The 14,576-nt window shown below is 40.8% G+C and carries 11 protein-coding genes; 2 read left to right on the top strand and 9 right to left on the bottom strand.

Annotated elements, in window-relative coordinates; translation table 11 throughout:
• The first annotated feature begins 220 nt into the window (after positions 1 to 220).
• On the top strand, positions 221 to 1,459 hold the full coding sequence (locus ACFE6N_RS10035) for a tyrosine-type recombinase/integrase (protein WP_378936063.1): 1,239 nt from the start codon (positions 221 to 223) through the stop codon (positions 1,457 to 1,459).
• A 364-nt stretch (positions 1,460 to 1,823) separates the two neighbouring features.
• Here ACFE6N_RS10035 and ACFE6N_RS10030 read toward each other — a convergent pair whose 3' ends face one another.
• The 7 genes from ACFE6N_RS10030 to ACFE6N_RS10000 all read right to left on the bottom strand — a co-directional run bounded on the left by ACFE6N_RS10030 (position 1,824) and on the right by ACFE6N_RS10000 (position 7,269).
• A complete protein-coding gene (locus ACFE6N_RS10030; protein ID WP_378936061.1) occupies positions 1,824 to 2,351 on the bottom strand; it encodes a GNAT family N-acetyltransferase in 528 nt (175 codons plus the stop codon).
• Positions 2,352 to 2,365: 14 nt separating this feature from the next.
• Positions 2,366 to 2,806, bottom strand: a complete 441-nt coding sequence (locus ACFE6N_RS10025) for a MarR family winged helix-turn-helix transcriptional regulator (RefSeq protein ID WP_378936059.1) — start codon at positions 2,804 to 2,806, stop codon at positions 2,366 to 2,368.
• Between the two features lie 265 nt (positions 2,807 to 3,071).
• The gene (locus ACFE6N_RS10020) at positions 3,072 to 3,572 is read right to left on the bottom strand and encodes a DUF6691 family protein (RefSeq protein WP_378936057.1); all 501 of its coding nucleotides are present in this window, start codon (positions 3,570 to 3,572) and stop codon (positions 3,072 to 3,074) included.
• 12 nt (positions 3,573 to 3,584) lie between these two features.
• Positions 3,585 to 4,148 carry a YeeE/YedE family protein gene (locus ACFE6N_RS10015; protein ID WP_378936055.1) on the bottom strand — a complete coding sequence of 188 codons (564 nt, stop codon included), beginning with the start codon at positions 4,146 to 4,148 and terminating at the stop codon, positions 3,585 to 3,587.
• 166 nt (positions 4,149 to 4,314) lie between these two features.
• Positions 4,315 to 5,718 (bottom strand): rhodanese-like domain-containing protein, encoded by a 1,404-nt coding sequence (locus tag ACFE6N_RS10010; RefSeq protein WP_378936053.1) that lies wholly within the window; start codon positions 5,716 to 5,718, stop codon positions 4,315 to 4,317.
• 69 nt (positions 5,719 to 5,787) lie between these two features.
• Positions 5,788 to 6,585: a sulfite exporter TauE/SafE family protein gene (locus ACFE6N_RS10005; protein ID WP_378936051.1), complete on the bottom strand. Its 798-nt coding sequence runs from the start codon at positions 6,583 to 6,585 to the stop codon at positions 5,788 to 5,790.
• A 60-nt stretch (positions 6,586 to 6,645) separates the two neighbouring features.
• The gene (locus ACFE6N_RS10000; protein ID WP_145855508.1) at positions 6,646 to 7,269 is read right to left on the bottom strand and encodes a Crp/Fnr family transcriptional regulator; all 624 of its coding nucleotides are present in this window, start codon (positions 7,267 to 7,269) and stop codon (positions 6,646 to 6,648) included.
• A gap of 236 nt (positions 7,270 to 7,505) precedes the next feature.
• Between ACFE6N_RS10000 and ACFE6N_RS09995 the strand changes: the two genes are divergently transcribed.
• Positions 7,506 to 8,750, top strand: a complete 1,245-nt coding sequence (locus tag ACFE6N_RS09995) for a hypothetical protein (protein ID WP_378936049.1) — start codon at positions 7,506 to 7,508, stop codon at positions 8,748 to 8,750.
• A gap of 430 nt (positions 8,751 to 9,180) precedes the next feature.
• Here ACFE6N_RS09995 and ACFE6N_RS09990 read toward each other — a convergent pair whose 3' ends face one another.
• Complete coding sequence (locus tag ACFE6N_RS09990; RefSeq protein WP_378936047.1) at positions 9,181 to 10,731, bottom strand: SusD/RagB family nutrient-binding outer membrane lipoprotein; 1,551 nt, start codon at positions 10,729 to 10,731, stop codon at positions 9,181 to 9,183.
• Between the two features lie 13 nt (positions 10,732 to 10,744).
• Positions 10,745 to 13,915: a SusC/RagA family TonB-linked outer membrane protein gene (locus tag ACFE6N_RS09985; protein WP_378936045.1), complete on the bottom strand. Its 3,171-nt coding sequence runs from the start codon at positions 13,913 to 13,915 to the stop codon at positions 10,745 to 10,747.
• Positions 13,916 to 14,576 lie beyond the last annotated feature (661 nt).

Here is a 14,576-nt window from a genome sequence, read left to right as displayed (position 1 = left end):
TTTTACAATTGGTTACCAGCTTGTTTAAATGGAAAAAAGCACCACCAGGATGCTTTTTTTGAAATGAAACATTTTTGTTAAAAAAAACCTTTTTATTTAAAACAGAGCATTTTAACTTTTGTTTAGTTCAGCTTTTTTTTATATTTGCGTATCAAACAGTAGTCTGGAAAAGACCAATTTTCTTACTAATTTGCTTGAAAATTAGCAACATATCTTTTCCATGATCACCATCTCGTTTAATTTATTGGATAAACCCAACTCAAGCGTTGTGCTTTTGGAGCTACATAATTCCATCGGACAATTCCATCAGTTACAAACGCCCTTCCGTATTGCTAAAGAATTGTGGGACCAGCAGCAGCAGCGACCTCATAATATTTATCTGAAGCGCTGTAAAAAGCTTAATCATGGCCTGAACAGGTTACGCATTAAAATAGCCGGCTACCTGGAGTCGATATCCTGGAATTTCGACAAAATCTCCCTCAGAGTGCTTTCAAAGAACATCCGCGAAGCTGCGAAAACGGAAAATGCCAGATGCCCCGAAGAAAGCCTGTTGTGGCATATGGAAAACTATATCGCTGCCAGATCACACCTGATCTGTAAATCTACGCACAGGCGGTATTTAGTCTTTTACAACCTGTTAGAGCGTTTTGAAGGCCACCTGATGCGGCACCTGATGATCAGTGAGGTTAACGGATCTTTTGTAAAGGAGTTTCTTAACTACTGCAAACGCGAGGCTTTTGCCACCAGTACAACATACCGTACCGTAAATTTTATCAAAACTGTACTTAATCACCTTGAAAAACGTGGAATACGCACCTTTGCATATGAACTGGAACTGCCAAAGGAACGAAAGCAAAGGCCTTTTGTAACCCTTACGGAAGATGAACTCGTCAAAATCAAACGAATGGAACTGCCAAAAAACTTACAGGCGGCAAGAGACTGGCTGATCATCAGCTGCTATACGGGCCAAAGGGTATCGGATTTTATGGAGTTTAGCACTTCCAAAATACAGGACGTGGAGGGCATGGAATGTATCTCTTTTGTACAAAAGAAGACGTTGCGCAATGTGATACTTCCTCTTCATCCAGCGGTACAGGTTATCAAGCTCAACAACAATGGTAACTTCCCGCAAAAGGTTTCTCCTAAAAAATATAACCAGCAGATCAAGGAGATTGTTCGCCAGGCAGGTTTCGATACACAGATCAGCATTGGTAAAAGAACAGGTTTCAGGGTTATTACGGGCATGATCCCTAAATGGAAAGCCGTTACCAGCCACATCGGCCGACGGAGCTTTGCAACTAATTTTTACGGTAAAATACCTACTTCTTTGCTAATGGAAGCAACCGGGCACAGTTCCGAACAGATGTTCCAACGCTATATCAACCACATTGATACCGGACGCATATCTTCACTAAGGCTATATTTCGAAGAAGCTTATAAAAATAAGTTTCAGGATTAGAGAAGGCTACCTTATTCAATTGTTACTGATTGATCTTTAATCATGGGGATTGGATGAAATTCAATGTTTAAGGTAAAACAAAACCAACAGGTGTAGCACCTTAAACTTCGCTCATTGCGGGCCCTTCGGCAAAAAGTTATCGTTTAACATCAATATTTTGTCGGCCCGTAAGCATCGGTCTATCTGTTTATTCGTTCCAAATTATCGTCCCGAAAAAGGTTTCGTTTGCTGCTCAAGCATCGCAATGCAGATTTTGGTTTCTTATTCCACAAATCTTTTGAGCCAAATGGTTTTATCAACCTTGGGTGATGCATGACTTCGGGACATTACAGGATAATACCAGGAAAATCCTTTTATGCTTAAATCAGATATTTTTAATCATACCTACCAGCTCCAGTTTTTCACCATCCAATAGCGGCTCAACAATCTGCTCCATTTCTTTAAAGCCCATTGCTTTATAAAGCGGTACACCTGGTAGTGTGGCTCCGAGTGCCAGACTGGAAAATCCGTGTTTTTTAGCTTCGTTCTCGCAAAGTTCTATGATTTTACGGCCAATTCCTCTTCTTGCATAATCCGGGTGAACAAAAAAAGCCCTGATTCTGGCAGGCTCCCTTGTGGGATCGAGCAAAGTATCGTGCAATTCTTTGTGCTGATCGCCTCCATACAAAGTTTTTCGCCTGCTCCAGCCACCGCAGCCGGCAATAGTTCCATCTAACTCAACAACATAATAGCTTCCATCGTCAATCAGTTGAGTATCTATCCCAAAGATATATTTAAGGGCGCTGTCAATCTGGCTTGTGGTGTAATAATCTCTGCTCAGACCCCGCACGGAATTGTCTAAAAGTTTTTTCAGTTCCGGAATGTCTTGAAATGTGGCTGGCCGTATGGTCATCTGTTCAAGTATTTTTAGTCTTTGATAATGTCCTGTTCACTTTTCTGGCCCGCATATTTTTGATCAAGAATTTCGATTATCGAATTCATATGCAGGGCAAGTTGTTTGCGCTCTGTGGCTGATAATTTTTTTAACAATGCGTCAAGTTGTTGATCTGCCAGTTCATTTAAAGCATTTAAATCCATCATTCCTTTATCAGTTAAACATATTCGACTTGCCCTGGAGTCTTTTTCTGATTTCGATTTAATGATCAGTTTATTTTTTTCAAACTTGTTTAATACCCGGCTTAAATAACTCTTATCAATTCGCATGGCATCAATAATTTCCGAGGCATTTTTTTTACCCAGCGATATTTCAAATAATATCCTTGCCTCCGTTAAGCTATATTGCGTTTCAAGATAGCCCTTATCCAACACCCCTATCAGATTGGTGTAGTAGCGGTTAAAGGCACGCATACTGCTTATTATTGTTGATTTATCCACTCCTTAATATATGATTGTAAAAGACTGATGCTAACCTAACAAAAATAGTTGACTAAGTCAACTATTTTAAACGATAAAATCTTACATTAAAAATATTGGAGTGTTCGGAAAAAACATTGAAGGTTTTAACAAAATTTAAAAATACAATGCCTTTGGTTGCTGTGCAAGTAAAGTTTGGCAGTAAAAATCTCTATCCCTATTGCTAACCACATTTTTATGGGCAACCTGCTATCCATATTTAATGAGGGAGTTTATCTCTGAAATGTCCGTAAACCCAGGTGCCTGCAATAGCACTTAAAAGTGTAACACTAATAACAGTTGCACCAGCTCCGATTTGTGCAAACAACGGGCCCGGGCAGGCTCCTGTAATTGCCCAGCCGAAGCCAAAAATCAAACCTCCATAAATCTGACCTTTGTTGAATGTTTTGGGCGCAATGGTAATTGTTTCGCCGGAAATGGTTCTGATATCGAACTTCTTAATCAGCCAGATGGAAACCATGCCTACGAGAATGGCGCTACCAATTATTCCGTACATGTGAAATGACTGTAGACGAAACATTTCCTGTATGCGAAACCAGCTAACGACTTCTGATTTTACGAATATGATGCCGAAGAAAATCCCGATAATCAGGTATTTTAAATTGTGACGCCAATTTTGCTGCAAAGGACTCTTATTTACACATATTTTATCCGACTCAGAAGGTTTTAATTCCCTTTCGGTATTGGTACGATGTTGCATTTTTTTACGGTTTTAGAGTGATAGAATAAGAGGTAAAATAAAATTAGCCATAATGAAACCGCCAACCATAAAACAGATGGTAGCAATCAATGATGGCAATTGTAGGTTGGATAAACCCATAATGGCATGTCCGCTTGTACAACCACCCGCGTACCGTGTTCCGAATCCAACCAAAAAACCGCCAATTATCATTAATATAAAACCTTTCAGGGTAAGCAGCGAGTGCCAGTTAAAGATATCTTCAGGTACCAGATTATTGTAGTGTGTTATACCGTATCCTGTAAGTTCGGTAGCCAGTTTCGGATTGACTTCAACAGGATTAGGATTGCCCAAAAGGTTAGCAGCTATTGCACCGCCCAGAAAAATACCGAAAACAAAAAATAAATTCCACATTTCTTTTTTCCAATCGTATTTGAAAAAGGGAATATTGGCCGGTATACACATCGCACAAAGGTGCCGTAGTGATGAACTGATGCCGAATGATTTATTTCCGACAATCAACAATGCAGGAACGGTTAAACCAATTAACGGACCCGCTACATACCATGCCCAGGGATGTTTTATAAATTCTATCATTTTTTAAATTATTAATTATTAACCTGAATTCGGTAATTATTTATTAAAAATAGTGCTTTAAAGCGATTGATTTCGATCTATTCGTTATGCTGACCCGATTGCTATCGGATCAGCATGACGACTCTGAATTAAAAATATTTTACAGCGGCCATTTAAAGCCGAATTATTAATCGGATTCAGAGGCAATTGTTTTACCTTCAGAAGCCAGCCATTCATTCATACCTCCCGAAAAATTCTTCACATTTTTGAAACCATTTCCTGCGAGTATAGAATAAGCTATTGCCGAACGGTCTCCCCCCTGACAGTGAATAATTACCTGTTTATCTTTACTGATTTGATCCAGATGATCGGGAAGTGTTCCCACAAAAACATGATTTGCCCCTTCAATATGTCCGGCCTCATATTCGCTCACACCCCGTACATCTATAATCTGAACATCTTCATTGTTGATGTATGTTTTAAACTCGTCAATAGCGATCACATCAGCAGCCTGCAGCGCAATCCCCAAATCGTCCACATCCGAAATGTAACCGTAAATGTCATCCAGACCAATACGCATTAATTTCCGGGTCAGGTCTTCTATTTGGTAATCATTACAAACCAATACAAACTGTTCCTGATAATTAAGCAGCCAACCCGCCCATGTTGAAAAGGAATTATTGCCCTGAATGTTCAGGCTGCCCGGAATAAAACCTTTGGCAAAATTTATCTTATCTCTTGCATCTATAACTTTCAATCCGTTACGATAAGCTTTTAAGAACGCTGAACCGGATAATTTCTGATGTTTGGGTACTTCTATCAATAATGGACGATTAACTTTATTCAAATGTTTCATCATCGCAAAATATTTAGGCGGTTCTGGCTGGCCTGCCAAAAGCAGATCTGTAAATGCTTTTTCGTCATCATCATGTTGAAATGCCCAGTTGCGGATTTTCTCGTAACCTACGGTTGAACAGTGTACTGCGCCCAAAGCCTTTCCGCATGCGGAACCTGCTCCATGAGCGGACCAAACCTGTAGATATTCGGGCAATGCAGCAAACTTTTTCAACGACTGGAACATTTGTTTAGCGCCTGCTTCTTTTGTACCGATCAGCCCTGCTGCTTTTTCCAGCAAATCAGGACGGCCAATATCGCCTACAAATACAAAATCACCTGTAAATACCATCACCGGTTTGTCGGTTGCCGGATGGTCGGTCAGCAAAAAACTAATGCTTTCGGGTGTATGGCCGGGCGTATGCAAAACCGCTAAAGTCAGATTCCCTACCCTGATCAGATCGCCATCTTTGAGCCCGATATGCGGAAACTGGTACTGCCAGTCCTCTCCTCCCTCATCAGAAAGATACATGCCTGCCCCTGTAACGGCACTCAGTTCTCTTGAGCCACAAAGAAAATCTGCGTGTATGTGGGTTTCGGCGATATGCGTAATACGAAGATTATTCTGGCTGGCAATTTCCAGGTACACATCTATATCTCTTTTAGCATCTATTACGATGGCTTCGCCCGTAGCCTGACAGCCTATTACATAACTGCCTTGCGCTAAACTTGTATCAAATACGTGTTGAAAAAACATAATACTTATTTTTAATGATTAATAATTTTGCTACTTAATGATCTGATTTACCTTTTATCTAGCTACCCATTATTTTAACCATGTTTCTTTGATGATGATATAAATGCCCATTACCAGCACAAACCAACCGAAAGCGGGTTTGAGCTTTTTACCTTCGATTTTTGCAGACAGAAAACTGCCGATCAGAATACCGGCAATGGCGATAATAGTTATGGTTAACAAGAAATGCCAATGAACAGCGGTGTGGGCAAGTGAAAATACAAAACCTACCAAAGAATTTGTGGAAATGATCAGGAGTGACGTTCCAACAGCTGCTTTCATAGGAAGTTTCAGCAAATTAGCCAATACAGGAATAATTAAAAAGCCACCACCTGCACCGATAAAACCTGTAATTATACCTACAAGAATACCTATTGAAAAAACTAAAGGATAGTTAAACTTCTGTTTCTGCAATGTATCATCACCTGCCTGTTCGTCTTTTTTAATCATGCTGTATGAAGCGAAAACCATCAGTACGGCAAAAATCAACATCAAAAAAATACTTTTGGTGAGGGTAAAACTTCCGGCACTAAAAATTTGGACGGGAATAACCGGCATGATATAGGCCCTTGTAAGAAAAACAGAAATGATAGATGGAACACCAAACACGGCTGCCATTTTGATGTTGACCAATTCCTTTTTAAAATAGGAAAAGGAGCCCATTACGCTTGTTGCGCCGACAATGAAAAGTGAATAAGTGGTTGCCAGAGCAGCATCAACACCAAACAAATAAACTAAAACAGGAACGGTAAGAATACTGCCGCCGCCCCCGATTAAACCTAAGGAGATACCGATAAAAACTGAAGCGATGTAACCTGCTATATACATTGTTTTGGGGATTGATACAGCAAAGTTGCACCAACTCAAAAACAAATACAGCTACTTTGGTTACATAAGGGATATTTTATTCCTCCCCAGCTGAACAATCCCATCTTCTTCCAGTTGTTTCAACAGTCTGGAAACCACCACACGGGCTGTACCCAGTTCATTGGCTAATTGTTCATGGGTAATCTGAATGGTTTTAGATGATGTAAGCTCAGCTTTCTTTTTAAGCAAATTCAATAAACGTTCATCTACTTTTTTAAAGGAGATGGCATTCACAATTTCCAATAGCTCTTCAAAACGTTTGTGATATAAACGAAAGATATAATCCAGCCATTGTGGATATTCTTTGATGAAGAGCGAAACTTTATCGATCGGCAAAAAAAGAATTTCCGCATATTCTTCTACCTCTGCCTTCACTTTACTAGTTTCGTTGTGCAATCCACCCAAAAAGGACATGATGCAGCTTTCGCCCGCTTTGATGTAATACAATAAAAGTTCCCGGCCATCTTCTTCTGTCCTGATTACTTTCATCGTTCCTTTGGTCACAATAGGAATAGAACGGATATGGGCATTATCATTTACAATAATGCTGCCCGCCTGATAGGTTTTGAGTATGCTATGCTGATATAGTTTTTCAACCAGTTCGGGCGAAGACTTAAATTCTGTTATTTGTTCCAGACCATCCATTTTGTAAAACTACGATTTTGGTTCGTAGCGGCATTGTCATATTGTAACTAGCAAATTAATTATTGCATAATCCCAATTTACACAGATCCAATATCATTATTTATGCTGCAGGCAGGTTTTTATTCAACATTTATAGCTCAATTATAAACATCCGTTACATTTCCGGCTCCTTAATTCACTTAAATTAGTTCTGGTGATAACCACCACATAACCAAATATTTAAATTACACATCACCATGAAAAAAAATCTATTTAAAGTAGCTGTTGCAATGCTATTGCTGGCTGGCTGCGCTAAAAACCAGACCGAGCCTGAATTCAGTTCTGAGATTATTGCTAAGAAAGCACAAACGGCCAATGCTGATCTTTTAGCAACCGCAACAATTGACGCGGGTACGATACAACAAACGATCAAGGGTTTTGGCGGAGCAAATATTGTGGCCTGGACCGGCGACCTGACGAGCGCCCAAAGAAATACCGCATTCTCGCCTACAAGTGGCATTGGACTCAGCATAGTCCGGGTTCGGGTTCCTAATTCCAGTTCAGAATTTGCTGCTGAAAAAGCAACCATAGATGCCTGCAAGTCGTTCGGTGGCTCAGCAATTGCCTCCGCCTGGTCAGCACCTGCATCGATGAAGACCAATGGGAGTATTGTAGGTGGTAAAATAAAAACCACATCTTACGCAAATTATGCCGCACATTTAAGTGCATTTAATACGGCGGTAGGCGGACTTGCGGCCATTAGTCCTACAAATGAACCCGATTACAAAGTTAATTATGAATCTATGGAACTCACTGCTTCGGAAGTAGCAGACTTTGTTGCTGCTCAGGGAAGCAATTGCGGTGCTCCGATTATGGCCCCGGAACCTTTCCAGATGAACCAGACCTACATCAACACTTACCTAAGCAATGCCACAGCAAAATCTAAAACAAGCTTCGTTTGCGGACATATATATGGTAAGACCCCTTATAACCTGGGCAACATTGGCAAACCGGTATGGATGACAGAACACTATACTAACTCCAGTATCAGTGGAGATGACTGGTCAAATGCCATGACTGCTGCCAAGGAAATACACGATTGTATGAATTCGGGATGGAGTGCCTATGTTTGGTGGTATATCAGAAGAAGTTACGGCCCAATCAGTGAAAGCGGGAATATTCAAAAAGTTGGTTACGTGATGGCCCAATACGCCAGATATGTACGTCCGGGTTTTAATAAAATAGCCTGTTCAGAAAATCCTTCAACAGGTGTATATGTTACTGCATATAAAAGCGGAACAAAATTAGTTGTTGTAATCATCAACCAAAATGCAGCGACCACTTATCAAAGCTTTAATTTCAGTGGCATCACCGTTTCTGGTTTCAACCGGTATTTTACAACCAGTTCAGCTAACCTTAGTACAAACAGTTTCGCTGTAACCGGTAGTAGTTTTGGAATTAATCTCGCTCCTTCCAGCGTAACGACATTAGTTTCTTACTAGCACTTATACAAATTCTTACTAGCACTTATACAAAAAAAGCCTGTCTCAAAATAACAAAATCATTTCTGAGGCAGGCTCTTGCCGTTTTGCATATCTTTATGAATACAGCGAAATACGGTCCTTTTCATCGCAGTTATTTGTTTTAAGTGTCACTAATTGCCAAATTTCCCTGCTTTACAATGGCCAGTTTTTTTTGAAGGATGTCAATTAGATTTCCTCTTTTAAAATTGATCATATATACAGATTGTGTATATAGGATTCAGTTATCATTTAAGTTAATGTAATTTAAAGCCACAAGGATTCCCACAAAATCAGTTGTACCGTCATTATTTAACCCGGTACCACAACCTTCCAAAAACGAAAATCGATCCTGCAAAACTGGTTACAGGATCGATTTATGTAGCTCATGAAAAAGCAACCCAGACAATTTCTATTTATCCCAAAATATGCGTGTGTCCATATTATCTGGTCCGCCATTGTCTGCAACGGCTGCCTGGTAATTGGTTAAATTAGCAGAAAGCTCAAGCGTTGGGTAAACAAAACGGCGGACAAAACCTCCGGTTATGCTTTGCCCCGGGATCGTATTGGGTGATAAGGCCGGAAAACCACTTCTCCTGAAGTTGGCAAATGCCTCGGCCCCATTGCCCCATGAAGCTATCCAATATTGCGTATTGATGAGGTTGAGTGCATTTGCCTGATTATAAGCATTAACGGGATGATTAATAAATGCATTTTGCGTAGCCAGGGGGATAATTGCCGCCGGGTTGTAGGTTGTCCATTGGTCCATTGCACCACGTATGCCATTGGCATAATACACATCGGCTGTACTGCCACCGGTTATCCAGCCTCTAAAAGCAGCCTCTGCCAAAAGGAATTGCGTTTGCGCGTAGGTAATAAAAAATTGCGGAGCGGTTAAACTACCAAAAATACTATAATTAACCTGCGAATAATTAAAGCCTGATCCGTTGGCACCTCTAAATCCAGGCGCGGTTGGTAAAGTTGCACTGCTATATCCTATCGGCAATCCGAACTGGTTTGCCGATGTGGTATCCGGCACCGTGGTAGGCGCAGCCAATGGATTTGCATATTTACCGGCTATAAACTTCAATCTTGGATCACCGCTGTTTTTTAGTTGATCTACAAATGGGGCCGCCAAATAATAGGTATTCGCTATCGCTGTAATACTCTGGCTTACCGGATTTACATAAGTGGTATTGTATTTAAGATAACAGTTGTCGGCATTTGAGGTCATTACACCACCCGCTACGGCAGCCTGTACAATCGTTTGCGCTTTTCCCGGATCTATTTTACTATACCGCATGCCCAGACGAAGTAACAAAGAGTAACCCAATTTTTTCCATTGGGCGATGTTTCCACCATAAAACACATCAGCCTTAACAATATCCTTTGCCGGATCGAGTGCTGCAGTTGCCTCCGTAACTTCCTTAATCAGATCAGTATAAATCGCTGCCTGATTATCGTATTTAGGGGTAAGCACATTTGATAAATAGGCTTGTCCGGCTTCGCTATACGGTACATTTCCGTAGGTATCTACCAACATCATAAATTGATACGCTTTCCAGATCCTCGCTTCGTTATATAAATTTGTTCTTGCGGCATTACCTTTAAGCTGGCTCAATATCTGAACAAGTAATTGAACAGGGCCTGAAGAACTCGTTGCGCCCGTATTTGTACCGGTGTATTCTGCATTCCATTTTTGCACCGTATAGGTTTGGTTTACCTGGTTAAAATTAAATGCTGAGGTGATACCTGAAAACGGATTTACAAATTGCTGCACAATGGTTGGTTCAGTTTCCAGAGTGGCTCCATGTGTTCCGAATTGTGCGCTTGTAAATAAAAATGATGCGTCGAGTTCTGTTGGATTATTTGGATTGATATTCAGTTTATCAAAGCCTTTATTGCAACCGGAAATTATCGAAACAACGGTGATGATGGCTATAATTCTAATTAAATTTTTCATGTTTTATATAGGATTAGAATTTTATATTGAGGTTAAATCCATAAGTACGTGTGGTAGGTAACGATGCCTGCTCATAGCCGGTGAGGTTATCACCGCTGGAGGCTATCGCTTCCGGATCAATGTTTGGGGTATATTTTTTAATGATCAGTACATTATGGCATACCGCAGAAAGCACCATACTTTTTACGTATTTTTTATTGATAAATCTGGATAAGTCATACCCTAAAGAAAGGTTTCTTAACTTCACAAAGCTCGAGCTGTAAATAAACGGATCTAAGATATTTGTTGAACGATAACTGGCATAAAAATCTTCTGCATTTACAGCGGTGGTATTAGGTAACCCATCGGTGGCATTTACCCCCGGAAAAACTACCCCACCAACCCGGCCGGGTAAAGACTCTTTTGATAAACCTTCTCTCAGTAAATTTAAACTGGTACTGGAAAGCAGTTTACCTCCCGCTTTATAATCGATATGGGCAATAAATGTAAAACCTTTGTAATTCAAGGTATTTAGCCATCCGCCGGTTGCTTTGGGCAGGCCGCTACCAAAATTAACCGGTGTAGCGCTTGCTATGGGTTTGCCTCCTGATAAGAGGATATTTCCTGCAGCATCCCGTTTGTAAGTTGCGCCCCTGATCTGGTTGAGCGGCAAACCGACTACATCTACAATAGAGCCAAAAAATTCAGGGCTGCCCACCACCAGCTGAGACTGGTTGTTCGCTAATGATAATACTTTTGAAGAATTGAAAGCAGAGTTAAAAGCCGTTTTCCAGGTAAATTTGTTGTTTTGTACCGGTATTAATTCCAGGTTAAATTCTAATCCCCTGTTTTCAAGCCCACCTAAGTTAACCAGCGTGGTGCTGTATCCGCTTGCCGCAGAAAGGCTGATCGGAACCGCCTGGTTCGTTGTCTTTTTATCATAGGCAGCTACATCCAGGTTTACCCTGTTGTTAAATAGGTGTAACTCGAGGCCTATTTCTTTTTCATTTACGCCAAAGGGTTTAATCTGGGTGTTAGGCGAGGCGGTACCGTTAATACTACCTAACGGCAGCCCGTTAAACGAATTTTGAGCAAGTGCAAATGTTAAGGCATTGTAGGGGCCAACACCCTGGGCACTTCCTGTTTCAGCTACTGCAACCCTCAACTTTCCAAAATTTAACCATTTTGCATTGGGAAGCAATTCCGAAAAAACGAAACTTCCGCTAATGGAAGGATAGAAATAATGATCGATATCTCTGGATAGTACCGAATACCAATCGGTACGGCCGGTAACATTTAAGTAGAATAAATCCTTGTATGAAAATTCTGCCGTACCATACAATGAATTAACGGTCTGCTTAGACAAATTATAGCTTGAATTTGCCGTAACACCGTTTCCAACGGTGTATAAACCCCTGATGTAAAAGTTGGTTACCGACTCGTTAAAGCTAGAAGTAATTAACGGAAAGTTATTACCACCCACTGTGGCATTAAATGAAAAGTCTTTCCACTTGTGTCCGCCACCCAGCAAGAAGTCGAAGTTATTCTGGCGTGTATTTGTTGTACTTATTCCATAGCTCCCGTTATACAATCCTGCAGGTGCAGCCGATACCGCCAGGGTACCCGTAGGTGTGTTTGATTCATAGGTGGTTTGCAAAAGATCGGTATTTGCCCTGCCCTGCAAATACAGCCAATCGAAAAACTGGTAGCGCACCACAGCCGTACCCAACAAATGATCTTTCGTTTGTCTCTGAAATTGGTTAGCCAAAATCCAGTATGGGTTGGTAATGGTAGCAAACCTCGAAGTAGGTGTTTCGTTTCCGTTGGCATCTATTGCGCCTGCTTTGAGTACATCAAAAGATATGGAGTTGGCCAACCTGTAAATTGATGTAGGAATTGAATTGCCCTGCACGCCTACAAGTGGCGGATTGTTATTAAACTGGTGATCGTAGTTCACGTAAAACTGTGCAGATAATTTATCGGTAAGTTTATAATTGATGCCTACGTTAAAAATCTTTTTGTGGAAATCATTGTTTGGCACAATTCCCTGGGCATCCTGATTAGAAAGGGAAACCCGGAAACTTCCTTTATCATTACCACCGGAAATGGCAACGGTATTGCTCCATGATGGCGCAAGCCTAAAAAAGGCCTTTATCCGGTCTTTAACTGGTGCATACGGACGCTGAACGCCATCGAACTGATAGGTAGGAACATTATCAAATGGCACACCAAAGCTCCAGGCACCAGAACTTTGCGCAGTACCCTGTGATGATGGACGAATGTTGTTCTCTCCCTGCCCGTATTCATATTGGAAATCTGTAAAATCCAGTGCCTGGTTTACCGTAAAATTAGAATTGAACTCGATTCCGATCCCGGTATTTTTAGATCCTGCTTTTGTGGTGATAATGATCGCTCCGTTAACCGCACGCGAACCGTATAAGGCCGCAGCAGTAGATCCTTTCAGCACAGTCATCGATTCGATATCATCCTGATTGATGCCTTGCAGGTTATCTCCCTGATCTACATTTTGTGTGTAACCATTACTGCTGCTGGCCCCCTGCGACATTGGCAAGCCATTGATTACGATGAGCGGCGAATTATCTGCAGTAAAGGAAGATTGTCCACGCAAACGGATCTTGGTGCTTCCGCCCGGTCCGGCGGCGGGTGGCGATACGTCCAATCCGGCCACCCGGCCTTCAAGCGCATTGGCCAGGTTAGTTGTACGGTTGGTTTGTAATGCCTGTACATCAGCTTTCTGGGCAGAATAACCTAAGCTTTTGGCTTCCCGTTTGATGCCGAGTGCGGTTACCACAACCTCATTCAAGGCATTTGTAATCGCTACCATAGATACATTTATTACAGTTTTTGCATTTACCGATATTTCTACGGGCTTATAACCAACAGATGTGAACACCAATACCGCATTGTTATTGGCCACATTTATGGCATAGCCGCCGGATGAATTGGTTACAACAGCGTTCCTTGTTCCCTTTTCAGCCACGCTTACGCCGGGTAAAGCCACACCCTGTTCATCGGTAACTTTACCTGTGATTCCTATAAAGGCAATTTTTAACTTTTTACCTGTTACCGTTTTACTAAAAACTGCAGTGCCTGGCCCACCGGCAGATGCAAATATGGGCTCGAACAACAGGAATAACATAAATACCGTGCAGGTAAATACCAGTGGAAGTAATTTTTTTTTCATCGTTATAGTTTGGTTAGAGTTGGTTTTTTAATAAACCGCTTAAATCTCCGCTGAATACGCACTGTAATCAGTTCAAAACATAAGCAGTGTGAGCAGCAAGGTGCCGCGGTTGGGATTTTAAGTAAGTTTATCTCATATCAGAATATTGGTTAGTCGGTTTTATCGCTGTTCTAACCGTATAAGGCTAACGTGCCTGGTCAAATACCTGATTTAAAGGAAACAGGCAAGAATAGAGGCATTGCTTTGCTTTATATTTGGTTTGAAACAGTTATGTTACTGAGGCAAATAAAGACAACTTAAATGAAAAGCAATTTCAGTATTACAGCAAAAAATTGTAACATATTAACATAGATCGGTTTTTCTGAATTTTGTAGCGCCTCATCAAAACCAAATAAAAACAATTGTAAATCAATAACTTGCACTAAAAAGACAATATAAAATCAATTCATTGAGACAATAGTAAAACCCGGCGTTGTTAATATAACCAACTAACAATAGCAAATAGATATGCATTTATATCATACATATTTTTTAATTTCATGTTATTACCTGAACCCGATGATTATTTAATGAAAACGGTTTTATAAACACCTTTGTTCAGACCAATTCGTCATGCTGTACCTAAGGTTCGGAATCAGCATCTTATTGGCAGGAAAGCCCC

Source organism: Pedobacter sp. BG31, from assembly GCF_042464845.1.
In the GTDB taxonomy this organism is placed as follows: Bacteria; Bacteroidota; Bacteroidia; order Sphingobacteriales; family Sphingobacteriaceae; genus Pedobacter; species Pedobacter suwonensis.
The sequence above is the reverse complement of the archived record's forward strand: the minus strand, read 5'-3'. Positions and strand labels throughout refer to the sequence as shown.